Source organism: Serratia sp. PL7, from assembly GCF_945957435.1.
Map to the genome: position 1 here is coordinate 1 of NZ_CAMFLB010000016.1, position 25,052 is coordinate 25,052.

At 55.1% G+C, this 25,052-nt stretch carries 18 protein-coding genes; 11 read left to right on the forward strand and 7 right to left on the reverse strand.

Going from position 1 to position 25,052, the window contains the following annotated elements; genetic code table 11:
• The first annotated feature begins 488 nt into the window (after window positions 1–488).
• The 4 genes from metA to aceK all read left to right on the forward strand — a co-directional run bounded on the left by metA (window position 489) and on the right by aceK (window position 6,552).
• Complete coding sequence (gene metA / locus N6G83_RS37355) at window positions 489–1,418, forward strand: homoserine O-succinyltransferase (RefSeq protein ID WP_024528042.1); 930 nt, start codon at window positions 489–491, stop codon at window positions 1,416–1,418.
• A gap of 375 nt (window positions 1,419–1,793) precedes the next feature.
• A complete protein-coding gene (gene aceB, locus N6G83_RS37360) occupies window positions 1,794–3,392 on the forward strand; it encodes a malate synthase A (RefSeq protein ID WP_173408592.1) in 1,599 nt (532 codons plus the stop codon).
• Between the two features lie 46 nt (window positions 3,393–3,438).
• Complete coding sequence (aceA, locus tag N6G83_RS37365; protein WP_024528040.1) at window positions 3,439–4,746, forward strand: isocitrate lyase; 1,308 nt, start codon at window positions 3,439–3,441, stop codon at window positions 4,744–4,746.
• A gap of 60 nt (window positions 4,747–4,806) precedes the next feature.
• Window positions 4,807–6,552: a bifunctional isocitrate dehydrogenase kinase/phosphatase gene (aceK, locus tag N6G83_RS37370; protein ID WP_024528039.1), complete on the forward strand. Its 1,746-nt coding sequence runs from the start codon at window positions 4,807–4,809 to the stop codon at window positions 6,550–6,552.
• A 33-nt stretch (window positions 6,553–6,585) separates the two neighbouring features.
• On the opposite strand, the gene edd is transcribed toward aceK, so the two are convergent.
• The 3 genes from edd to iclR form a co-directional block, all read right to left on the reverse strand.
• The gene (gene edd / locus N6G83_RS37375; protein ID WP_024528038.1) at window positions 6,586–8,400 is read right to left on the reverse strand and encodes a phosphogluconate dehydratase; all 1,815 of its coding nucleotides are present in this window, start codon (window positions 8,398–8,400) and stop codon (window positions 6,586–6,588) included.
• Between the two features lie 65 nt (window positions 8,401–8,465).
• Window positions 8,466–9,005, reverse strand: a complete 540-nt coding sequence (gene gntK, locus N6G83_RS37380) for a gluconokinase (RefSeq protein WP_024528037.1) — start codon at window positions 9,003–9,005, stop codon at window positions 8,466–8,468.
• A 258-nt stretch (window positions 9,006–9,263) separates the two neighbouring features.
• Window positions 9,264–10,094, reverse strand: coding sequence for a glyoxylate bypass operon transcriptional repressor IclR (iclR, locus tag N6G83_RS37385; RefSeq protein WP_024484007.1), 831 nt, complete (start codon window positions 10,092–10,094; stop codon window positions 9,264–9,266).
• A gap of 275 nt (window positions 10,095–10,369) precedes the next feature.
• On the opposite strand from iclR, the gene metH reads away from it, so the two are divergent.
• Complete coding sequence (gene metH / locus N6G83_RS37390; protein WP_024528036.1) at window positions 10,370–14,050, forward strand: methionine synthase; 3,681 nt, start codon at window positions 10,370–10,372, stop codon at window positions 14,048–14,050.
• Window positions 14,051–14,087: 37 nt separating this feature from the next.
• Window positions 14,088–14,654 carry a glycerol-3-phosphate responsive antiterminator gene (locus N6G83_RS37395; RefSeq protein ID WP_024528035.1) on the forward strand — a complete coding sequence of 189 codons (567 nt, stop codon included), beginning with the start codon at window positions 14,088–14,090 and terminating at the stop codon, window positions 14,652–14,654.
• Window positions 14,655–14,688: 34 nt separating this feature from the next.
• On the opposite strand, the gene N6G83_RS37400 is transcribed toward N6G83_RS37395, so the two are convergent.
• Together N6G83_RS37400 and N6G83_RS37405 are read right to left on the reverse strand one after the other, a co-directional pair.
• Complete coding sequence (locus tag N6G83_RS37400; protein WP_024528034.1) at window positions 14,689–16,137, reverse strand: FGGY-family carbohydrate kinase; 1,449 nt, start codon at window positions 16,135–16,137, stop codon at window positions 14,689–14,691.
• Window positions 16,138–16,157: 20 nt separating this feature from the next.
• On the reverse strand, window positions 16,158–17,438 hold the full coding sequence (locus tag N6G83_RS37405) for an MFS transporter (protein ID WP_024528033.1): 1,281 nt from the start codon (window positions 17,436–17,438) through the stop codon (window positions 16,158–16,160).
• Window positions 17,439–17,902: 464 nt separating this feature from the next.
• Here N6G83_RS37405 and N6G83_RS37410 point away from each other — a divergent pair, with 464 nt between their 5' ends.
• From N6G83_RS37410 to N6G83_RS37430, 5 genes are all read left to right on the forward strand, one after another.
• A complete protein-coding gene (locus tag N6G83_RS37410) occupies window positions 17,903–18,688 on the forward strand; it encodes an SDR family oxidoreductase (protein ID WP_024528032.1) in 786 nt (261 codons plus the stop codon).
• 70 nt (window positions 18,689–18,758) lie between these two features.
• The gene (locus N6G83_RS37415) at window positions 18,759–20,213 is read left to right on the forward strand and encodes an FAD-binding oxidoreductase (protein ID WP_024528031.1); all 1,455 of its coding nucleotides are present in this window, start codon (window positions 18,759–18,761) and stop codon (window positions 20,211–20,213) included.
• Window positions 20,214–20,268: 55 nt separating this feature from the next.
• The gene (locus tag N6G83_RS37420; protein ID WP_024528030.1) at window positions 20,269–21,603 is read left to right on the forward strand and encodes an MFS transporter; all 1,335 of its coding nucleotides are present in this window, start codon (window positions 20,269–20,271) and stop codon (window positions 21,601–21,603) included.
• A gap of 12 nt (window positions 21,604–21,615) precedes the next feature.
• Window positions 21,616–22,419 (forward strand): electron transfer flavoprotein subunit beta/FixA family protein, encoded by an 804-nt coding sequence (locus tag N6G83_RS37425; RefSeq protein ID WP_024528029.1) that lies wholly within the window; start codon window positions 21,616–21,618, stop codon window positions 22,417–22,419.
• On the forward strand, window positions 22,416–23,354 hold the full coding sequence (locus N6G83_RS37430) for an electron transfer flavoprotein subunit alpha/FixB family protein (RefSeq protein WP_199062688.1): 939 nt from the start codon (window positions 22,416–22,418) through the stop codon (window positions 23,352–23,354). The genes N6G83_RS37425 and N6G83_RS37430 overlap by 4 nt, the downstream gene beginning before the upstream one ends.
• Here the strand turns inward: N6G83_RS37430 and N6G83_RS37435 are convergent.
• Window positions 23,351–23,623, reverse strand: coding sequence for a 4Fe-4S dicluster domain-containing protein (locus N6G83_RS37435; RefSeq protein ID WP_024528027.1), 273 nt, complete (start codon window positions 23,621–23,623; stop codon window positions 23,351–23,353). The genes N6G83_RS37430 and N6G83_RS37435 overlap by 4 nt on opposite strands.
• Window positions 23,620–24,873: an FAD-dependent oxidoreductase gene (locus N6G83_RS37440; protein ID WP_024528026.1), complete on the reverse strand. Its 1,254-nt coding sequence runs from the start codon at window positions 24,871–24,873 to the stop codon at window positions 23,620–23,622. The genes N6G83_RS37435 and N6G83_RS37440 overlap by 4 nt, the downstream gene beginning before the upstream one ends.
• Between the last annotated feature and the right edge of the window lie 179 nt (window positions 24,874–25,052).

Sequence of the window (25,052 nt, forward strand, 5' to 3'; positions counted from 1 at the left end):
AAGTGAAACGCCGTAGCGCCGATGGTAGTGTGGGGTCTCCCCATGCGAGAGTAGGACACTGCCAAGCATCAATTAAGCCAAGAGGCCATCCGTAAGGATGGCCTTTTTGCTATGGTTCAAAAACAGAAGATACTCCTCTCCTCAACCTTCTCCCACAGTATCAACCGAGAACATCAGGAACACCAGTGTGAGCAGCCCGGCGTTGTGGGTGAGCTCGTGCCACTTCAGGACGCTGGGAGTAAGAAGAAAGATGGGATATTACGCAGGGATGTCAGCGGACTCGATCGCTTCCCTCTCCTGAGGGTGAGGGGACCACTGCCAACTAAACAGACAAAAGACTCCCTGCTTTACTATTTACGAACAGTCCTCCCTACCAGGCAATGAAACATTTTCACCTTCCCGTTGAATCCTCGACATGACGCTAAAAAAGCGCTATCTTCGGGCATCTAGAAGTCTAAACGTATAAACGGATGTGTGAGGGATAAGCAATGCCGATTCGTGTTCCTGATGAGTTACCTGCGGTCAATTTCTTGCGTAATGAGAACGTGTTTGTCATGACATCCTCACGCGCAAAAACACAGGAAATCAGGCCGTTAAAGGTGCTTATTCTCAACCTGATGCCGAAAAAGATCGAAACGGAGAATCAGTTCCTGCGTTTACTTTCCAATTCGCCATTGCAGATCGATATTCAGCTACTGCGCATCGATAGCCGTGAGTCGAAGAACACGCCTACAGAGCACCTGAATAATTTCTACTGTAACTTTGACGATATCCAGAATGAGAACTTTGACGGGCTGATCGTCACCGGCGCTCCGCTAGGCCTGGTGGATTTCTGTGATGTTGCCTATTGGCCGCAGATCGAGCGAGTGATCGAGTGGGCCAAGGATCATGTGACTTCAACCCTGTTTGTCTGTTGGGCAGTGCAGGCCGCGCTAAACATCCTGTATGGCATTCCAAAGAAGACGCGTGAGGTGAAGCTCTCTGGGGTGTACCAGCATCGTACGCTGCACCAACATGCCTTGCTGACGCGGGGTTTTGATGAGACCTTCTTGGCTCCTCACTCCCGCTATGCCGATTTCCCAACCGAGATCCTGCGGCAGTACACCGATCTGGATATCCTGGCAGAATCAGAGCTGGCAGGTGCCTATCTGTTCGCCACCAAGGATAAACGCATGGCCTTTGTCACCGGGCATCCGGAATATGACACCCTGACGTTGGCGGGCGAGTATTGTCGCGATAACGATGCAGGCCTCAACCCGAGCGTACCGCTAAATTACTTCCCCAATGATAACCCCGAATTGACCCCCGCAGCTTCATGGCGAAGCCATGGTCACCTGCTGTTTTCCAACTGGTTGAACTACTACGTTTACCAGATCACGCCGTTCGATCTGCGTCATATGAATCCTACCCTCGAGTAACATTTTTCTCTGTACCGGGTGGCTGAATCGAGGCCACCCTGGTTTACCCCACCGTTTTTCCTGCCAAATCTGCAACGTTTCAGCATCTATAACTCATTTAAAAACAATATATTACCGGCGTTCCTGTATCGCAATGGAACCGGTTTCCTAGTTTGCCGTAAATGATAAATAATCTAATTAATTGATAATAAAAGGTTAATAAAATATTTATTAAAAAAATGGAAATCGTTTTTGATTTTTAGTTTTTGTTGGTTATTCTAGGATCCTGCGGGATGACATCTGACCAGTTGGCGGTCTTTTTTTCACCCGATTTCCGACAACAATGCTTCGCCTGGCCTGCAATGGTGGCGTGGAATGATGGAAAGGATCAAGACAATGACGCAACAGATGGTAGGCACAGAATTAGCGTTTACACAGGCTTTCGGCTCTGCAGAGCGGCAGATACTGACGGATGACGCGGTCGAGTTCCTGGCTGAACTGGTGGGGAAATTTACGCCACAACGCAATAAACTGTTGGCGGCACGCGCCAGCTGGCAAGAGAAAATCGATCGCGGAGAGCTGCCTGGATTTATTTCGGAAACGGATTCCATTCGACAGGGTGACTGGCAGATCCGCGGCGTTCCCGCTGACTTGCGCGACCGTCGGGTTGAGATTACCGGTCCGGTTGAACGCAAAATGGTGATCAACGCCCTCAATGCCAACGTCAAAGTGTTTATGGCCGACTTTGAAGACTCGCTGGCCCCAAGTTGGGACAAGGTTATCGACGGGCAGATCAACCTGCACGATGCGGTAAACGGCACCATTTCTTACACCAACGAAGCCGGCAAGATTTACCAGCTCAAACCCAACCCAGCGGTGTTGATTGCCCGCGTGCGCGGCCTGCATTTGCCGGAAAAACACGTGCAGTGGCAGGGGGAAGCGATCCCTGGTGGGTTGTTCGATTTTGCACTCTATTTCTTCCATAACTATCGCCAACTGCTGGCAAAAGGCAGTGGTCCGTATTTCTACCTGCCGAAAACCCAGTCCTGGCAGGAGGCTGCCTGGTGGAGCGAAGTCTTTAGCTTTACCGAGGATCGCTTCGAATTACCGCGCGGCACTATCAAGGCCACGGTGTTGATTGAAACCCTGCCTGCGGTATTCCAGATGGACGAGATCCTGTATCACCTGCGCGATCATATCGTCGGGCTGAACTGTGGCCGTTGGGACTACATCTTCAGCTATATCAAAACGCTGAAGAACCATGGCGATCGGGTGCTGCCGGACCGTCAGTCCGTCACCATGACCCAGCCTTTCCTCAGTGCTTATTCTCGCTTGCTGATCAAGACCTGTCACCGCCGCGGTGCTTTTGCGATGGGGGGAATGGCGGCGTTTATCCCCAGCAAAGACGCCGAGCAAAACGCGGTGGTGTTGGGCAAGGTGCGCGCGGATAAAGAACTGGAAGCGACCAATGGCCATGACGGGACTTGGGTGGCACATCCAGGCCTGGCCGATACGGTGATGGAGGTGTTTAACCGCATCCTGGGTGAGCGGCAGAACCAGCTAGATGTATTGCGTGAGAGCGATGCTCCTATCACGGCGGCGCAACTGCTGGAACCGTGTGACGGTGAGCGTACCGAAACCGGTATGCGCGCCAATATCCGCGTGGCGGTGCAATACATTGAAGCCTGGATCTCCGGCAATGGCTGCGTACCGATTTATGGCCTGATGGAAGATGCCGCCACCGCCGAGATTTCACGTACCTCAATCTGGCAGTGGATCCATCACGAGAAAAGCCTCAGCAATGGCCAACAGGTAACCAAAGCCCTGTTCCGCCAGATGCTGCAGGAAGAGATGCAGGTCGTACGTAAAGAACTGGGTGAAGCGCGTTATCACGCAGGCCGTTTCGAAGAGGCGGCACAGCTGATGGAGCGTATTACCACGCAAGACGAATTAATCGATTTCCTGACCTTACCCGGCTACGAATTACTGGCCTGAAACCGTTCCTGACCTTTAACCCTACAGTATTGAAAAGGATAAAAATATGACGACCTCTCGTACCCAACAGATCCAACAGCTGGAACAGGAATGGAAATCAGCACGCTGGGAAGGCATCACCCGCCCTTACAGCGCCGAAGACGTGATCAACCTGCGTGGCTCGGTCAATCCGGTTTGCACACTGGCGCAAAACGGAGCGGCGAAACTCTGGGAGTTGCTGCACGGCAAATCCCGCAAAGGGTACGTGAACAGCCTTGGGGCGCTGACCGGTGGCCAGGCGCTGCAACAGGCGAAAGCGGGCGTCGAAGCGATCTACCTGTCCGGTTGGCAGGTAGCGGCTGATGCCAACACCGCTGCCGCCATGTATCCCGATCAATCACTGTACCCGGTCGACTCTGTCCCGACGGTGGTTGAGCGTATCAACAATACTTTCCGTCGGGCGGATCAGATCCAGTGGGCAAACCAGATTGAACCCGGCAGCAAAGGCTATACCGATTACTTCCTGCCGATCGTGGCGGATGCCGAAGCCGGATTTGGCGGCGTACTAAACGCCTTTGAACTGATGAAGGCGATGATCGAAGCCGGTGCCGCCGGGGTGCATTTCGAAGATCAACTGGCGGCGGTGAAGAAGTGTGGCCATATGGGCGGCAAGGTCTTGGTACCGACCCAGGAAGCTATCCAGAAGCTGGTTGCGGCGCGCTTGGCTGCTGACGTTCTCGGTGTCCCAACCCTGCTGATTGCCCGTACCGATGCGGACGCGGCAGACCTGCTGACCTCCGATTGCGATCCGTATGACAGCGCCTTCGTGTCTGGTGAACGCACCGCCGAAGGTTTCTACCGTACCCATGCCGGTATTGAGCAGGCGATCAGTCGTGGGCTGGCCTATGCGCCTTATGCCGATTTGGTGTGGTGCGAAACCTCAACGCCGGACTTGGAAGCTGCGCAACGCTTTGCCGATGCGATCCATGCCAAGTTCCCGGGCAAACTGTTGGCCTATAACTGCTCACCGTCGTTCAACTGGAAAAAGAACCTGGACGATCAGACTATCGCCCGCTTCCAGGACGCGTTGTCCGCCATGGGCTATAAATACCAGTTCATCACGCTGGCCGGTATCCACAGCATGTGGTTCAACATGTTCGATCTGGCACACGCTTACGCACGTGGTGAAGGCATGAAGCACTATGTCGAAAAAGTGCAGCAACCAGAGTTTGCCGCGGTCGAGCGTGGTTACACTTTTGCTTCGCATCAGCAGGAAGTGGGGACCGGCTACTTCGATAAAGTCACCACCATTATTCAGGGGGGCACTTCCTCGGTAACGGCACTAACCGGTTCCACCGAAGAACAGCAGTTCTGATCCCCAGGGGCCTGGCGCGGTGTCAGGCTCTTGTTTCATTCCTGAATGGCAGAGGCAAAGATGGCGGAAAAACTGGAGCTGTTGATTGCACAGACGATCCTGCAGGGCTTTGATGCGCAATATGGCCGCTTTCTTGAAGTCACGGCCGGAGCGCAGCAGCGTTTTGAGCAGGCAGACTGGCCCGCCGTACAACAGGCGATGAAACGACGTATCCATCTTTACGATCACCACGTCGGTCTGGTGGTCGAGCAACTGAAATGTATCACCGGGCAGAAATATTACGATGCGGACTTCCCTAATAGGGTGAAGGCGGTTTATACCGAACTGTTGCCCGACTACCCGCGTTTTGAGATTGCCGAAAGCTTCTTTAACTCGGTTTACTGTCGGCTGTTCAAACATCGGGATTTAACCCCGGACAAACTGTTCGTTTTCAGTTCGCAGCCTGAACGGCGCTTTCGTGATATCCCCAGGCCATTAGCCCGGGATTTTACCCCCAACGGTGATTTGGCCGCCATGCTTCACAGCCTGTTGATCGACTTGCCGCTGCGTCTGCCATGGGAAGATCTGCCACGCGATATTCGCTATATCACCCAAGCCTTACTGCAAACCTTCAGCTCCCAACAGCTAGCGGGAGCGACGTTCCAAATTGGTAATGAGCTGTTCTACCGTAACAAGGCGGCCTGGTTGGTCGGTAAGCTGCGCGTGGTCGACGGGGTTTACCCGTTTCTGTTGCCGATCCACCACAGCGAGTCCGGCGCGTTGTTCATTGATACCTGCCTGACCAGCAAGGCCGAAGCCAGCATCGTGTTTGGCTTCGCCCGTTCCTACTTTATGGTGTATGCCCCATTACCAGCGGCGATGGTCGAATGGTTGCGGGAGATCCTGCCGGGTAAAACCACCGCCGAACTGTATATGGCGATTGGCTGCCAGAAGCATGGTAAAACCGAATGCTACCGCGAATACCTGAATTTTATGGCCCAGTCGCAGGAGCAATTCATTATTGCGCCGGGCGTGAAAGGCATGGTGATGCTGGTGTTTACGCTGCCGTCCTTCGATCGGGTATTCAAGGTGATTAAAGACGAATTTGCGCCGCAGAAAGAGGTTACGCAGGCGCAGGTGATGGCCTGTTATCAATTGGTAAAAGAGCACGATCGCGTCGGGCGGATGGCCGATACCCAGGAATATGAGAATTTTGTAGTGGATAAGGCGCGCATCAGCCCGCAACTGCTGGCGGAGTTGCAGCGCGAGGTGCCGGAAAAGCTGGAAGATCTCGGCGACCGCGTGGTCATCAAGCACTTGTATATGGAACGGCGGATGACACCGCTGAATCTGTATCTGGAACAGGCTGATGAACGGCAAATGCATGACGCCATCGAAGAATATGGTAATGCGATCAAACAGCTGGCTGCGGCCAATATCTTCCCCGGTGATATGCTGTTCAAAAACTTCGGCGTGACGCGTCATGGGCGCGTAGTGTTTTACGACTACGACGAGATTTGCTACATGACCGAAGTGAACTTCCGTCATATTCCGCCGCCGCGCTACCCGGAAGATGAACTGGCCAGTGAACCCTGGTACAGCATTTCACCCAACGACGTTTTCCCCGAAGAATTCCGCCATTTCCTGTGTGGCGACCGGCGTATCCGCAAGGTCTTTGAGGAGATGCACAGCGATCTGTTCGAGGCGGACTACTGGCGAGGATTGCAGCAGCGTATCAAGGAGGGGCACGTCGAGGATGTGTTTGCCTACCGTAAAAAGCGGCGTTTCAGCCAGCGTCTGCCTTCGGGGTACGCGCAGGCTGGCTGATAGCAGGCCCAGCAAACTGGGCCATGGCCAGGATTAAAACGTGATACAGCAGGCACCTTGTTCGGCCCCGGAAAGCTGGCTGCGTAACGCACCAAACAGTTCACGGCCACAGCCGATCCTTTCAGCGCTCAGATCGGGTTGATAGGGAGTGCGCTGGGCCAGCTCTTGTTCCGAGACCAGCAGTTGCAGCTCGCCGGTGCGGCCATTCACCCGGAGCATATCGCCGCTGTGTACTTTGGCCAACATGCCGCCGGTGTACGCCTCCGGGGTGACATGGATTGCGGAAGGAACCTTGCCAGAAGCACCGGACAGGCGGCCATCGGTCACCAGCGCTACCTTGAAGCCGCGATCCATCAATACCCCGAGCGGTGGCATCAGCTTATGCAGTTCAGGCATGCCATTGGCCTGTGGCCCCTGGAAACGTACGACCACTACGCAGTCCCGATCCAGCTTGCCCGCTTCGAAGGCGGGGACGATATCGTGCTGACTGTCGAATACGATCGCCGGGGCTTCGATAATCTGATTATCAGCAGGCACCGCCGACGTCTTCATCACCGCCCGGCCCAGATTACCGGCCAGCACCTTGGTGCCGCCATGGTGCTCGAACGGTTTGGTTAGGCTGGCAATCACGTTCGCGTCTAGCGAACTTGCCGCTCCCTCGCGCCAGGCTAGCTGGCCATTATCCAGCCAAGGCTCCTGGGTGTAGCGCTCTAGGCCGAAACCGGCGACGGTATGCACATCCTGATGCAACAGGCCGTTGTTCAGCAGCTCACGCACGACCAATTGCACACCGCCCGCCGCCTGGAACTGGTTGATATCCGCCGGGCCGTTGGGGTAGATGCGGCACAGCAGTGGTACCGAGTCGGAAAGCTCAGAGAAGTCATCCCAGTTGATGATGATGCCCGCTGCTCGAGCCATGGCCACCATATGCATCGTCAAGTTGGTCGATCCTCCGGTGGCCAGTAGCGATACGATGCCGTTAACCACCACTTTTTCATCCACCAATTGGCCTATCGGCAGGTAATTACCGGCGGTTTCTGTCAGGCGGGTGATTTGGCGAGCGGCAGCATCATTGAGCGCATCGCGCAGCGGCGTGTCTGGATGAACGAAAGAAGCGCCGGGCAGATGCAGGCCCATCACTTCCATCACCATCTGGTTGGTGTTGGCGGTGCCGTAGAAGGTGCAGGTGCCAATGCCATGGTAAGAGGCGGCTTCGGCTTCCAGCAGCGCATGGCGGTCGGCTTTGCCTTCGGCATACAGCTGGCGCACACGTACTTTCTCTTTATTTGGCAGGCCGCTGCTCATCGGCCCGGCTGGCACAAATATGGCAGGCAAATGGCCGAAGGACAGGGCAGACATCACCAGCCCTGGCACAATCTTGTCGCAGATACCCAGGAACAACGCGCCGTCGAACATGTTATGGGAGAGGCCTATGGCTGCGGACATGGCTATCACATCGCGGCTCATCAGCGACAGCTCCATGCCGTCCTGCCCCTGTGTCACGCCATCGCACATTGCTGGCACACCACCTGCGACCTGGCCAACGGCGCCAACGCTGTGCAACGCCTGCTTTAGCCGCTGTGGATAGCTTTCATAAGGCTGGTGGGCAGAGAGCATATCGTTGTAAGCGGTGATGATGGCGATATCGCTGCGCACCATGTTTTTCAGGGCGGCTTTATCGTCGGGCTGGCAGGCGGCAAAGCCGTGGGCCAGGTTGCCACAGGCTAGCTGCGAGCGGTGTACCGTCTGCGTACGGGCTTCATTAATGCGCGCCAGATAGGCGGCTCGGGTTTGTTTTGAGCGTTCAATGATGCGTTGTGTTACACGTGCCAGGGTGCTGTTAATCATACCATCCTCACAATGCAGCCCTAATGCGCGCGGCGAGGGCTAGTTATGTTGTTCAGAACATCTCGTTATGCACAGGCTTCTTGCGGCAGAAAGCTCTGGATATGTCGCACTGTGTCGGCAATCACTGCATCCAGCGGCTGATCGATATCGATGGCCTGGACGTCACTTTCATCTTGGCCCGGCTGCTCCAAAGTGGCGAACTGGGTGACCAGCATTTGGGATTTGAAGAAATGCCCCTTGCGGGCAGCCAGCCGAGCCTCAATCACCGGGAAGTCGCCGTGCAGATAGATGAACGACAGATTGTCGTTACCGGCTCGCAGCCGATCGCGATAATGTTTTTTCAGCGCAGAGCAGACGATGATGGAGACCGCATTGGTACGCTGCATGGCGAAAGCGGCGTCGTTCAGGGCAGCCAACCAGGGGGCACGATCGTCATCATTGAGCGGTTCACCTGAGGCCATTTTCTGGATGTTGCAACGAGGATGGAGAAAATCACCGTCCAGGAAGTTGGCAGATAGCCGTTGGGCCACGGCACTGGCGACGGCAGACTTGCCGCTGCCGGAAACGCCCATAATGACGTAAACACGATTCTGATTATTGATCATGGTTTGGTTCCCCACCTGCGAGTCATAGTTTGCTGCGGCTATATTATTTATGGATAATTGTTACCGGTAACATGTTATCGGTAACATTGTCGAGGGAAGCACCAAAGGTTGCAATCGGCTTTCGGTGGCAAGATCGCTAATTGTGATCGAATTCATACTTTTCGCAGGATGCGAAACAAAGTCTCTACAGCGCGATACAGAAAAATAACAGCGGGGATTTGCACATGACGTCGGGCGCCGAATGCTGCGCCCGTCTAATCACCGTACGCCGCCGTACTCCAGGCTGATTTCTTTCGCCGCGTGGATCACCAGCGCACCCAGTTCGGTAACGCGATCGTCGGTAATGCGTGATACCGGGCCGGAGATGGAGATGGCGGCAAAGGCTTCGCGGTGCTCGTCAAAGATACAGGCTGCCAGGCAGCGTAAGCCAAGGGCATGCTCTTCATCGTCGAACGAGAATCCCTGTTTGCGGATCACCGCCAACCCTTCTTTCAGGTTATGTGGCGTTAGCGTATGCGGAGTGTAGGTGTGCATGCCCTTTTTATGCAGCAGCCGGGTTACCTCATCGTCTTGCATGCTGGCCAGAAAGGCTTTGCCCGCACCAGAAGCATGCATCGGCAGCTTGCCGCCAATTGGGGCCGACATGCGCATCAACGCGGTGCATTGCACCTGATCGATAATCACCGCCTGATCTTCGGCTTTATCCATCACCGCCAGATTGACCGTTTCACCCGACTCTTCCATCAGGCGGCGCAGCGTAGGATGCACCATGGCCAGCAGGTTACGGCTTTGCAGGAAGCTGCTGCCCACCACAAACGCATGTGCCCCCATGGTCCACAGGCCAAGATCGCCTACCTGACGGACAAAACCCTGCTGCTGCATGGTTGTCAGCAGGCGATGGGTGGTGGAGTTGGGCAACCCGGCCTGCTGCGCTAGATCGGTCAGCGCTACGTTGCCCTGCGCTTCGGCAATATATTCCAATAGTTTCAGACCACGGGTCAGTGACTGGACCTGGCCGGTCGCCGTGCTGGTGGCGGGGGCGGCGGCGCGGGGTTTTTTACCGCGCTTGGCGGGAACGGGAGTGGCCATGATTCACCTTGTGCTTTCCGTATGATGGAATTCATTTTCGTTTTTTGTGTATGAATTGCAAGTTGCTTCTCCGCTCATCGGATCTGTTGCTCGGCGAACCTGAAAAACTCTCAATACCCGCTCGCACCTTTGCCGCCATAACCTGTGCTAGGATGTCAGACCCTCCATCTTTCAAGTTGCAGGATGCATGACGGGCGCAGCGTGCCGCGCCGCTACAACATTGGGATGTGGGGTAATAAGTCGTCGGGCGGATAATCGGGTGTGAAGGGGCTACAGTGATAAATCGAGTGGAACAACTGCGTCAGCAGCTATCGCAGCGTATTTTAGTGTTGGACGGCGGTATGGGCACCATGATCCAGAGCTATCGGCTGGAGGAGGCAGACTACCGCGGTGAGCGTTTTGCCGATTGGCAAAGCGATCTGAAAGGCAATAACGACCTGCTGGTGCTAAGCAAGCCGGAGGTGATCACTGCGATCCACAACGGCTACCTGGAGGCGGGGGCCGACATCCTCGAAACCAACACCTTCAACTCGACCACTATCGCGATGGCCGACTACCATATGGAGTCGCTGTCCGCGGAAATTAACTACCAGGCCGCTTTGCTGGCTCGCGCTTGCGCTGATGAATGGACGGCACGCACCCCGGAAAAACCGCGCTACGTTGCTGGTGTACTGGGCCCAACCAACCGTACCGCCTCTATCTCCCCCGACGTTAACGATCCGGCCTTCCGTAATGTCTCTTTTGATCAGTTGGTAGAGGCTTACCGCGAATCAACCCGCGCGCTGGTGGAAGGGGGCGTCGATCTGATCATGATCGAAACCATCTTCGATACCCTGAATGCCAAAGCGGCGGCCTTTGCGGTCGAAACCGAGTTTGAAGCGCTGGGTGTGACCTTACCGATCATGATTTCCGGCACTATCACCGACGCCTCTGGACGCACCCTTTCCGGCCAGACTACGGAAGCGTTTTACAACTCGCTGCGTCACGTCAAACCGCTGACCTTTGGCCTGAACTGTGCGCTCGGCCCGGATGAATTACGCCAATACGTGGCGGAGTTGTCTCGTATCTCTGAAAGCTATGTCACTGCCCACCCGAATGCCGGTTTGCCCAATGCCTTTGGTGAATACGATCTCGATGCCGAAGAGATGGCCAAACAGGTGGGTGAATGGGCGCATGCCGGTTTCCTCAATATTATCGGTGGCTGCTGTGGCACGACTCCGGCGCATATTGCCGCGATGGCTAAAGCGGTTGAAGGCGTACCGCCACGGCAGTTGCCAGCGTTACCGGTGGCTTGCCGCCTGTCCGGCCTGGAACCGCTGAATATTGATGCCAAATCGCTGTTCGTCAACGTAGGTGAGCGTACTAACGTTACCGGCTCGGCCCGATTCAAACGTTTGATTAAAGAAGAAAAGTATAACGAGGCGCTGGCCGTGGCCCGCCAGCAGGTGGAGAGCGGTGCCCAAATCATCGACATCAACATGGATGAAGGGATGCTCGATGCCGAAGCGGCGATGGTGCGTTTCCTCAGCCTGATCGCCGGTGAGCCGGATATCGCCCGCGTCCCGATCATGATCGACTCCTCCAAATGGAGCGTGATTGAAAAGGGCCTGAAATGCATTCAGGGTAAAGGCATCGTCAACTCGATCTCGATGAAAGAGGGCGAAGAAGCCTTTATCCACCATGCCAAACTGGTGCGCCGCTACGGTGCCGCCGTGGTGGTGATGGCCTTCGATGAGGTCGGTCAGGCGGATACCCGCCAACGCAAATTTGAGATTTGCCGCCGTGCTTATCAGATCCTGACCGAACGCGTGGGTTTCCCGCCGGAAGATATCATTTTTGACCCGAACATTTTTGCTGTCGCCACCGGTATCGAAGAGCATAACAACTATGCCGTCGACTTTATCGAAGCCTGCGCCGACATCAAAACCCACCTGCCGCACGCGATGATCTCCGGCGGCGTGTCCAACGTCTCCTTCTCGTTCCGTGGCAACGATCCGGTGCGTGAGGCGATCCACGCGGTGTTCCTGTATCACGCTATTCGCAACGGCATGGATATGGGGATCGTCAACGCCGGGCAGTTGGCGATCTATGACGATCTCAGCACCGAACTGCGTGAAGCCGTTGAGGATGTGGTGCTCAACCGCCGTCAGGACGGCACCGAGCGTCTGCTGGAACTGGCGGAGAAATACCGGGGCAGTAAAGACAATGAAGTGGCGGTTCAGCAGGCTGAATGGCGTGGCTGGCCGGTAGTGAAGCGCCTGGAATATTCGCTGGTCAAAGGCATTACCGAATTTATTGAGTTAGACACCGAAGAAGCGCGCCAGCAGGCGGATCGCCCGATCGAAGTGATCGAAGGGCCGCTGATGGCTGGCATGAACGTGGTGGGCGATCTGTTCGGCGAGGGCAAAATGTTCCTGCCACAGGTGGTGAAATCGGCCCGCGTGATGAAGCAGGCGGTGGCCTATCTCGAACCTTACATCGAGGCCAGCAAACAGAAAGGCACCACCGCCGGGAAAATTCTGCTGGCGACGGTGAAGGGCGACGTGCACGACATCGGCAAAAACATCGTCGGCGTGGTGCTGCAATGTAACAACTACGAAATTATCGATCTGGGCGTGATGGTGCCAACGGACAAGATCCTGAAAACCGCCCGCGAACAGAACGTGGATATTATCGGCCTGTCTGGCCTGATCACCCCGTCGCTGGACGAAATGGTGAACGTGGCAAAAGAGATGGAACGCCAAGGCTTTACTCTGCCGTTGCTGATCGGCGGGGCGACCACCTCCAAGGCTCATACCGCAGTGAAGATTGAACAGAACTACAGCGGCCCGACTACCTACGTGCAGAACGCCTCGCGTACCGTTGGCGTGGTTGCGGCGCTGCTGTCAGACACCCAGCGGGACGAGTTTGTCGCCCGCACCCGCAAAGAGTACGAAACCGTGCGTATCCAGCACGGGCGTAAAAAGCCGCGTACGCCGCCGGTCAGCCTGCAACAGGCGCGGGATAACGCCATGGTGCTGGATTGGGAAAACTACCAGCCACCGGTGCCGAACAAGCTGGGGGTGTTCCCGGTTGAGGCCAGCATTAACACGCTACGCCACTATATCGACTGGACGCCGTTCTTTATGACCTGGTCACTGGCGGGCAAGTACCCGCGCATTCTGGAAGATGAAGTGGTAGGGGAAGAGGCCAAGCGCCTGTTCCAGGATGCCAACGAAATGCTGGATATGTTGGCCGCTAACGGTAGCCTCAACCCGCGTGGTGTCTACGGTCTGTTCCCGGCCAACCGCGTTGGGGATGATGTGGAGGTCTACCGGGATGAAAGCCGTGAAGAGGTGCTGGTGGTCAGCCGCCACCTGCGTCAGCAAACGGAAAAGACCGATTTCCCGAACTACTGTCTGGCCGATTTTGTGGCCCCGAAAAGCAGCGGCAAAGCCGACTATTTTGGCGCATTCGCGGTTACCGGTGGGCTGGAAGAAGATGCTTTGGCGGCGGCCTATGATGCCAAGCATGACGACTACAACAAGATCATGGTCAAAGCGTTATCCGATCGTTTGGCAGAGGCCTTTGCCGAGTATCTGCACGAGCAGGTACGTAAGCTGCATTGGGGCTTTGCCGCCAATGAAAATCTGAGTAACGAAGAGCTGATCCGTGAGAATTATCAAGGTATTCGCCCGGCTCCCGGCTATCCTGCTTGCCCAGAGCATACCGAAAAAGCGGAGATCTGGCAGTTGCTGGACGTTAACCGCCATACCGGCATGGAACTGACCGAGTCCTTCGCCATGTGGCCTGGGGCAGCGGTATCCGGCTGGTATTTCAGCCATCCGCAGAGCAAGTACTTTGCCGTGGCACAGATCCAGCGCGATCAGGTTGAAGACTATGCGCAGCGTAAGGGGATGAAGATCAGTGACGTAGAGCGCTGGCTGGCCCCGAATCTGGGATACGATGCGGACTAATTTGCAGCCAGCAGGCTGAAAGAGACAGGGGAACAACGTGTCTATCGAAGAACTGTTAAAGCTGCATCCGGTGATCGCAGCGGTAAAAGATAATGAAAGCCTGCATATCGCGGTCAAATCGGACTGCCAGATCATCTCGGTACTGTACGGCAATATCTGCAATATTGGCCGCATCGTGCAGCAGGTGAAGGACGCGGGCAAATATGCTTTTGTGCATGTTGATTTGCTGGAAGGCAGCTCCAACAAGGAGATCGTGATTAATTTCCTGAAAATCGTCACGGCGGCAGATGGCATTATCAGCACCAAAGCCTCGATGGTGAAGGCAGCGCGTCAGCAAGGCTTCTACACCATTCACCGGCTGTTTATCATGGACTCGATTTCCTTCCACAATATCGACAAACAGGTGGCACAGTCGACGCCCGACTGCATCGAAATCCTGCCGGGTTGCATGCCTAAGGTGCTCGGTTGGGTGGCAGAAAAGATCGACTTGCCGATCATTGCCGGTGGCTTGGTGTGTGATGAGGATGATGCGCAAACCGCGCTGAATGCCGGGGCCATCGCCGTTGCCACCACCAATCACGACGTATGGAAGTTGAAATTGTAAGGGTAAGGGCACCGAATGCCGGTGCCCCTGCCTTTTAGTCGACCAACGGACTGAGTGCCTGTAGCAGCGGGTCCAGATGTTTGTTTACCTGTTGATATACCTGCTGATTCAACTGATTGTAGAACTGATGGTTAGCCATATTCGGTGCAAAACTGTCCCCCATTCGTACCAGCTTCTGCGCGGCCTGCTCGTAATCGCTAAAGACATTCACCGCCATTCCGGCGTTGATGGCACAGCCCACCGCTGCCGAACCTTTCATCACGTTACGGCTGGTGGGGATGCCAAACACGTCGGCAAAGATCTGCATAAACAGATCGCTGTTGGCCCCGCCGCCGGAAATAATCAGGTGCTTGAACGGGGTTTGCAGCTCCAGCGCCATCTTGTCCATATGGTTTTTCATGGTGAAGGCAATGCCCTCCAGCACCGAACGGTACATATGGGCACGGGTATGGCGGCCATCGAAGCCAATCATGGCCCCTTTACGGAATTCCGCTTCAGACGGTGGTGCCCAATCGTGGACGGTGATCAGGCCTTCACAACCCGCAGGAACGCGCTCTGCTTCCTGATTCAGTAACTCCTCAATGCTGGTCCCGGCGTCATGGGCATCCGACAGTGCGGCTGCGCCAAACTGATCGCGGAACCAACTGATGGTCCACATGCCACGGCGCACGCCCATGCACTCATACAGGTAGCGCCCTGGGATAGAAGCCTGGAAGGGCCAGAAGTTTTGCGCGTCCTTCACGTTGGCATGGCCGTGTACCATGGCCCCGATATAGGTGCCGAGGGAAATCAGCGCAACGCCTTCATCTAGTGAACCGGCTCCCAGCGCTTCCACCGCTTTGTCATGTGCGGTAGCTACCACCGGAATACCTGCGGGGATGCCAAGCTGTTGCGCCACCTGCTGAGTGATGTGGCCGAGGATTTCACCGGGTTTCACCACGTCCAGCACCATGTCGCGCGTCAGGTTGCAGCTTTGCCAGGCGGCGGGATCGGTGCTCCAATCGAGGCGGTCATTGTCCATCGGCCACCAACCGATGTAGTTGGCGCAGGTGTCTTTGAACTCACCGGTCAGGCGATGAGTGATGTAACCCGAAGTTGTCGTTACATAACGCACGCCCTGATAGGCATCGATATATTCGTAAGGCTTGTTCAGGCGTTTGTCCATCCAGTTAATCACCGGATAGGCCAGCTCACCGTTATCCTTCAACAGCACCCGGCAGCAGCGGACGATGCAAATGCCCATCGCCAGAATGTCCTGCGGCTTGCCACCACGTTCGCCAAAACGCTGCATGGCGCGGCGGAAAGCCACCTTAAGCGAATCCCACAGATCGTCGTCTGGGTGTTCCGCCAGCAGAGGGGCCGGGATATCCATCTTGCGTAACTGCTGTTTCCCTTCGCAAATTGCGTTGCCGCCCAGATCAAAAATCACCACTTTGGCGCTCTGGGTGCCCACGTCCACACCCATCAGGTACTTGCTCTTCATGTCGCAACTCCTTGAGATAATTATTCGGTGGCCGGCTGTGTTGTTGTGCTTTTGGCGCCGGCGCGCTTGATGTTGTTAAACAGCAGGAAGGTGAACACCACGACCAGGCAGGTTGCCCCTAACCCCATCAGCCACATATTGTGATAGGCCTCGGCGGCGGGCAGCGTGTCCTGCCAATGGCCGATAACCGGGTAAACAAACACGTCGGGCAGGAAGCCGATCACCGAGCAGATCCCCACGGTGGTGCCCATAATGTATTTTGGCGTTCTGGCTTCGCCGATACAGGCGAAATAAAGCCCGCGTGAGGCGTAGCAGGTGAAGGCCAGCAACAGGATCAGGCCAATCCCCACGGCGACCGAGGTCGGGTTCTGGTTGGTGATCAGCAAGACGGCCAGGGTGGCCAAGCTGACTAACGCCAGCAACTGAATGGCCCGCGTTGGCGATTTCAGCCGGGTGTAGGTGGTGATGATCCCACCGAGTGGCCCGCACATGGCCCGGAAGATTTTGTTGATCACAATCCCCATATAGCTGGCGGCGACCAGGGTCATACCGTACATTTCGGTCAGGTAGTTGGTGGAGTAGCTGAGGATGGCGTAGATGGTATAGACGCCAAAGATAATCATGCTGCAATACCAGGTGGTGCTGATTTTGAGCACCGAGAGAATATCCCCCAGGCTGAATTTATGCGGCTTTTCGCTCTCGTCACTGGTGACAAAGCCATCTGTGACAAAGAACCAACAGAGCATGCCCAACAGGATATATACGCCGCTGTAGATCAGGATCACTGCCTTCAGGCTGTTGGGGTTTTCCGGCGCAAACAGCGAGAAGATCCACATGGTGAATACGGCCAGGGCCATCACACCCACACCGCGTAGCCCCTCCATCCAACCCATGATTTTTCCCTGCTCTTCATGGTTGCCGAGCAGCGAGGCCGCCTTGATCGAGACCGACCACAACAGCAGGATGGTGGTGATCGCGAAGGCGACCTGGATCAGGATCATCACCCAGAAGGGCGGATAGACCGCCATCAGCAACCCCAGCAGGCCGGTGGCGATCATCGCGAAGGTCATCATCTTTCTATGGGAGAATTTATCGGCAATGATCCCGCTAGGGGCATACAGAATAATCGCGGTGATACCGAAAGTACTCATAATCAAGCCGATCTCGGTATTAGAGAACCCCATAAACTTGGCCATTGGGATTTGGTAAATATAACGCAGATAGGCGAGATCGAAACTTACTCCGCCGCTGATACTTATTATTGCCAGCGTTAACCAACGGTGGGAATTATTTTTTTCCATGGTGAAGTTCCGCATAAATACACCCATTAATGGTTAATGTTTGGTGTGCTTCCCGTCTTTTAACCGTTATTGGGTACATCGCGTTAAACAAAAAAAGAGAAAAGCAAGCTTCCCGCAGTGCAGGAAGTTACTTTTCTCTTCGTCTCTTTCAGTAACTGCGATAATAAATAGCACGGCAACCTATAATTCATCTGTGAGAGTTATCACAAAACTGAAGTAGGGAACATTAGGTGGGATCTGATCGCGTAGTAATTCACCGAGTTACTGCGAAATAAATAAATTTTAATATCAATTCGATCCGGTAAAAAATGAAACTGTGATAGGCGTCACGGAATAACCTTGACCCTATGTGTTATTTTTTTTGCCAGTTACTAGAGATGAAGAGAAAAGTAACTTCTCTGCCAAGTGCAGGGAGGTTGCTTTTCTCTTTTTTTTGCGTTTTTTCCAGACCAAGGGGCAAAATCATGTCAATAAACGCGTTAAATGAGTTCTCGTTAGATTTCTTCTCGCTAAAAGGCAAAACTGCGATCGTCACCGGTGGCAACAGCGGTCTGGGGCAGGCATTTGCCATGGCGTTGGCCAAAGCTGGTGCCAACCTGTTCATTCCAAGCTTTATCATGGATAAGGGCGAAACCCGCGAAATGATTGAGCAGCAAGGGGTGAAAGTTGAGTTTATGCAGGTGGACATTACTGAGAAAGGCGCGCCTGCCAGAGTGATTGCCCAGTGTCTGGAGACCTTCGGCTCGGTGGACATCCTGGTGAACAACGCCGGTATTTGTAAGCTGAATAAGGTGCTGGATTTTGGCCGCGCAGACTGGGATCCGATGATCGATATCAACCTGACCGCAGCCTTTGAATTGAGCTATGAAGCGGCAAAAATCATGATCCCGAAAAAGCAGGGGAAAATAATTAATATCTGTTCCCTGTTCTCTTATCTGGGCGGCCAATGGTCACCGGCTTATTCTGCCACTAAGCATGCGTTGGCAGGTTTTACCAAGGCCTATTGCGATGAATTAGGGCAATACAATATACAGGTGAATGGCATTGCACCGGGCTATTATGCGACAGATATTACGGTCGAAACGCGTAAAAATCCAGAAACGAATAAGCGTGTTCTTGACCATATTCCGGCTAATCGTTGGGGGGAAACGCAGGATCTAATGGGGGCGATGGTGTTTTTAGCCAGTCGAGCCTCTGATTATGTTAATGGCCATTTATTGGTTGTCGATGGTGGTTATTTGGTTCGCTAAATTAATGGGTGGTTCCTTTTAATTTTACTTAAGCCGATTTTATCTATTCTTAATTTAGGAAGGGTTATTTATGTCTCTGTCCCGTGAAGAAATTGTTGTTCAGTTAAAAGAACTTGTTGGCCCAGAGCGGGTGATTACCGACGAAAAAGTGCTGCAGAAAAACAGCGTAGACCGTTTCCGAAAATATGCTGATATTCATGGCGTGTTTACCCAGCCACTGCCTGCCGCCGTGGTTAAATTGGCCGACACTCAGCAAGTGTCCGATGTGTTGGCGTTTATGAATAAGCACGGCATTACTGGCGTACCGCGCACCGGGGCTTCGGCCACCGAGGGCGGGCTGGAAACGGTAGTGAAGAATTCCGTGGTGCTGGATGGCTCGGGAATGAATAAGGTCATCAACATTGATATCCGCAATATGCAGGCCACGGCACAGTGCGGCGTACCGCTGGAAGTGTTGGAAAATCAATTGCGTGTCCAGGGTTATACGACCGGCCACTCTCCGCAGTCCAAACCGTTGGCCCAGATGGGGGGCCTGGTGGCAACACGCAGTATCGGCCAGTTCTCTACGCTGTACGGCGCGATCGAAGACATGGTGGTTGGGCTGGAAGCGGTATTTCCGAACGGCAACATCACCCGGATTAAAAACGTGCCACGCCGGGCCGCTGGCCCAGATATCCGCCATGTGATTATCGGTAACGAAGGGGCGTTGTGTTTTATCACCGAAGTGACGGTGAAAATCTTCAAATACATGCCGGAAAATAACCTGTTCTACGGTTACATCCTCGATAACATGCCAACCGGTTTCGATATCCTGCGGGAAGTGATGGTTGAAGGCTATCGTCCTTCCATTGCCCGTTTGTATGACGCAGAAGACGGGACCCAGCATTTTACCCACTTTGCCGAAGGCAAATGCGTACTGATCTTTATGGCCGAAGGGGCCAAAGGGATTGCGCAGGCGACCGGCACGGGGATTGATGAGATCGTTAAACGCTATCCGGAATGTAAAAAGGTCGACAGCAAGCTGATTGAAGCCTGGTTCAACAATCTGAACTGGGGCCCGGAAAAAGTGGCGGCGGAACGTGTACAGATCATGAAGACCAACAATATGGGCTTCACTACCGAGGTTTCCGGCGACTGGGGCTGTATCAATGCGATTTACGAGAATGTGATCCGCCGCATCCGCGATGAGTTCCCACATGCCGGTGATATCACTATGCTGGGCGGCCACTCGTCACACAGCTACATCAACGGCACCAACATGTACTTTGTGTATGACTACAACGTGGTGGACTGCAAGCCGGAAGAAGAGATCGACAAGTATCACAATCCACTGAATAAAATCATCGTGGAGGAGACCATCAAGCAGGGCGGTTCGATGGTGCATCACCACGGCATCGGTAAACACCGTGTGCACTGGACCAAGGATGAACACGGCAGTGCCTACTACATCCTCAAGGCGCTGAAAGAGGTGTACGACCCGAATGGCATCATGAACACCGGCACCATTTATCCGATTGAAAAATAACAATCCTATCTGGCCCGGCTTGCCGGGCCTTTCGCACAGTCATTGGGGGGTAACGATGACAACACGGCTGCCTCGGCAAGTGCGCATGGATGATATTCCGCTTAACGCTTTTCACTGCAAAATGGCGGGGTTAACCTTTGGCGCTCACCTCACCGATGGCTATGTATTGGGAGTGATCGGCTTTGCGTTGGCCCAGCTCAAGCCGCAGATGGGGCTGACGCCGTTTTGGGAAGGAATGATCGGCAGCTCGGCACTGATTGGCCTGTTCCTTGGCAGCCTGGTATTGGGTTGGGTTTCCGACCATATTGGCCGTCAGAAAATTTTCAGCTTCAGTTTTGTCATCATCACGTTGGCTTCCGTGATGCAATTTTTCGCCACTACGCCGGAACAGCTGTTCTGGCTACGGGTATTGGTCGGGATCGGGCTAGGGGGCGATTACGCCGTAGGCCATACCATGCTGGCCGAGTTTGCTCCGCGTAAGCATCGTGGCGTCCTGCTGGGTTCCTTTAGCGTGATCTGGACGTTAGGCTACGTCGCCGCCGGATTTGCTGGCCATTTCCTTGCCGATCTGGGGCCGGAGTCCTGGCGCTGGCTGTTGGCCTCAAGCGCGGTGCCTGCGTTATTGATTATGCTATTACGCATTGGAACGCCAGAGTCGCCACGCTGGCTGATGCGCAAAGGGCGCATCGCCGAGGCTCATCTGGTGGTGCAGCGCTGCTTTGGTCCGCAGGTGATCCTCAATGACGAAATTCCGGTCGAAACCGCACGTCATATACACACCTTATTTTCGCCGCGTTACTGGCGACGCACCGCGTTCAACAGCCTGTTTTTTGTCTGTCTGGTGATCCCTTATTTCGCTATCTATACCTTCCTGCCTTCTATCCTTACCTCCCTGGGGCAGAACCAAAGCTTTGCTACCGACCTGCTGCTCAATGGCCTGCTGATGGTGGGGGCCTTGATGGGGATTGGCTTTACCCAATGGCTACCGCGTCGTCGCTTCCTGATCGGTGCGTTCTGGATCCTGGCTGCCAGCCTGGGGGCATTGGCCTTTGTGCCGCCGGGGCAGGGGATGATGCTGTTGCTGTTTGCCATCTTTACGCTGACGATTTCGGCGGTCAGTAATCTGGTTGGGGTGTTCCCGGCAGAAAGTTTCCCAACCGATATTCGTTCACTGGGGGTGGGTTTTGCCACTTCAATGAGCCGGCTTGGTTCGGCCATCGGCACCGCTTTGCTGCCGCTGTCGATGCTTTCGTTGGGGCTGCAAGGCACCATGCTGATCCTGACGGGCGTATTGGTACTGGGGGCGGTGGTCTCAATCATGTGGGCACCGGAAACCAAGGATATGACGCTGGTGGGCGCCTCCTCGGTAAAGCCGTTAATCGCCCACTGACAGGAGAAACGGATGAACCTGCTGTTGGCGATTAAGGTCGCACCGGATCTGGGCATGTTGGCAAAAAGCGATTGGCAACCCGATGAGCGGTTGCAGATTGATACCCGATTTGCCCGGCGTCTGTTAAGCGGCTATGACGAAAGCGCGGCGGAAATGGTGCTGATGCTACGTGATGAGAGGGAACTTAACCTGAGCGTCTTGACGGTGGCCGATGCTATGGCCGAACCGGCGCTGAAACAACTGATGGCACTGGAATATCAGCAGGCGGTACGCATTGAGCCTCCTGCGGAGTGGGATCTGCGTTTTAACCCTGCAACGGTTGCCGCCCTAATCGCGTCCTATCAGCAGCATATGGGATCCCAACAGGTGATCGTCATGGGGGCGCAAAGCCTGGAAGGGCAAAATAGCCAAACGCCTTTGCTGTTGTCAGAACGCCTCGGCTGGCCCTGTATCACCGGCGTTTGCCAATTAGCTGCGGCAGAAGAAGTGAGGGCCTTACGGGTTACTCGGCAAACGGCTTACGGGCAGGAGGTGATGACGGTGATGCCTCCTTTAGTGCTGGTGGTGGGGAACTCGCAACAGGCGAGTGCGTTACGCGTTCCCACGTTAAAGCAGAAGCTGGCGGCGGGTAAACGGCAGGTCCAACGTCTGTCACCCACCGACCTGGCAATAGCGGAGCAACCCGTCAGTGATGTGCAATTGTGTGGCTTAAGCTATGTGGAGCATCGTCGCGCCGGGGTAGTGATTGAGGGGGACAGCGTGGAGCAGAAAGTGCAGCGGTTGTGCCAGGATTATCTCGGTGAACGGTGGCCATGATGAATATTGCACTGATATTGGATGCGGATGCCCCCAACTTTCCAACGCAGGCCAGCCAGATTAATCAGTTCTTGCGGCTGAGCGAGCTTGCTGCAGAGAGCCTGGAGCTCTGGCTATTCAGCGATGAGGTGCCACAGAGTCTGCCACGCCTGGACGGCGAGGTGGCTCAAATACGTTGGGTTAGCGCTCCCCGGCTGGCAGAGACGCGATTAGCGGTATTGGAGCAGATGCGGCAAGCTTTCGCACCGCGATTACTGCTGTTTGCTGGCGATGAAGGTGGCGAGTTGGCCACGCGTCTGGCCTGCCGGAGTGGCGGTTCTGCCTGTTGTGCGGTGGAACAGGCGCAAATTAACGGCAGTGAATGCCGGGTAACCAAAGCCGTCTATGGCAACAATCTCACCGCCGAACTGGCGATGGTACGGGAACCTTGGTGCCTGAGCGTGGCCCGAAGCAGTGCGGTAAACGTTGAAATAGTGCCAGGCCCGGTGGCAGCCAGACGCTTTGAGCCAGCCAATATACCCGATGCCGAGTGGATACTGGCCTCGGCGTGTTCACCGCAACCCGCAGCGTCACCGCTGAGCCGGGCGCGCTATGTACTGGCCATCGGGGAAGGGGTTGGCAGTGTCCAGCAGGTTGTCCAGATGCAGCAGTTAGCGACCAACATGGGCGCAGAGTTGGCCGCCAGCAGGCCGGTAGTGATGAACGCCTGGTGCGAGATGGATCGCTTGCTGGGCATGTCCGGTGCCATCATTGCTCCCGAAGTGTGCATTGCTGCTGGGGTTTCTGGTGCTCCGGCGTTCGCCATCGGTATTCGCCATAGCAAGCTGATTGTGGCGATCAACCAGGATCCGCAGGCGGCCATTTTTGCCCAGGCTGACGTAGGAATTGTGGGTGATATGCACGAGGTGCTAGAGGCTCTGGCCAACGCCCTTTAACCGAAGCGGAACTCAATCCCGTTGCCCGCCTGCGGATAGCGCCAACGGGTGATGGTTTCTTCCCCACATAGCAGGCGGCAGGTACCGCATTCCAGGCAACCCTGTACGTCGAAACGCAGGCTGCCATCCGGCTGGAACTGGTACAGCCCGGCGGGGCAGGCGATCACCAAACGCATCAGCATCGTACGATCCTGTGCATCGGCCAGGATGATGTGTGGATCGGCGTGATCCCCCTGATAATGGTTGTGGCTGAGATCGGGCTGGTTCATAGGCTGCGCATTCCATTGACGGTATCTTTCAGTAATTGCTTCAGGCCGATGCGGCGCGCGTGGCGCCATAGTAGCTTACGCAACGGCGTAGGGGCATTTCCATTGACCTCAAACATCTCTTGCAGCACGTCGGCTGCCAACTGCGGGTAACGGCTAAACCAATGGGGCGATTGCAACATCATCTCCGGCAGACGCCGATACTGCTGGACCAGCGCCCAGAGCGAACTTTGCCGTAACCGTAGGGGATAATGCTGCAACTCTTGCCCGGCAATCAAGGTTTCCGCTGCTGCCTGTGCCGATAGCATTGCCAGATCCATACCTCGCACGGTATGCCCGGTATTGATACATAACCGGGCTGCATCGCCGACCAGCAGATAGCCAGGGCCAAACAGCGGTGGCATGCTTTCCGCTCCCCCTTCGGGGATCAGATGGGCGCTGTACTCCCGTAACTCGGTATTTTTCAGCAATGGCCGCACGGCAGGGTGCTGTTTGAACTGTTGCAGCATCTGCGGCAGGGCGATTTTACTTTCTGTGAGGCTGGAAAGATTGCACACCACGCCGAGCGACAGGCTATCGCGGTTGGTATATAGGAAACCCCCGCCGATTTTCCCTTGCGTGGGCTGGCCAGCGAACAGCCAGGCGCAACCTTGGTTATTCTCCAGTGCGAAACGCTCTTCCAACCGTTCGCGCGGCAGTGCCAACACCTCTTTCACGCCGATCGCCATCGTTGCTGCTGGTGGCTTTGGCTGCAATCCTGCATGCTCGCCAAGCAGCGTATTGGCCCCTTCTGCCAGGATCACCGTATTGGCGTATAACGCTTCACCCGCCGTCATAACGCCGACCACCCGGTCTTGCTGCACGATCAGTTCATCGACCTGTGTTCCGGTCAGGCATTGCGCCCCGGCGGCCTCCGCCTGCGCCATCAGCCAGGGATCGAAACGGGCGCGCAGCAGGCTGTAGGAACACGGCAAGGTATGGCGATAATCGAGTGTCACCGCGCTATTGCCGCTCACCATTGAGAGTCTTTCTTGGGTGATATGACGTTCCAGAGGGGCGGTAGCGGCAAAATTCGGCAGCAGATTGGCCAGGACATGGGAGTATAACCTGCCACCGCTAACGTTTTTACTGCCCGCCTGAGTACCCCGCTCCAGTAACAAAGTACTGATGCCCGCGCGTGCCAATAATAGCGCTGCAGTGCAGCCCGCAACGCCGCCGCCAACGATAATGGCTGCAAAACCAGGGTGTTCCATCAGCTCTGTTTACCAAGGGTTGAAGTGTGACGATTAGAATAACACTCGTCTGTCAGAGTTCATTGATATTGCACAGTTTTTGCGCGTTTGTGGCCAATTTTCGCCCGAGGGCAACCAAATTAGGCTACAATTGGAAACTGTTATATTCCGGGTAGTTGCATCATTTCGCTATCGCAATG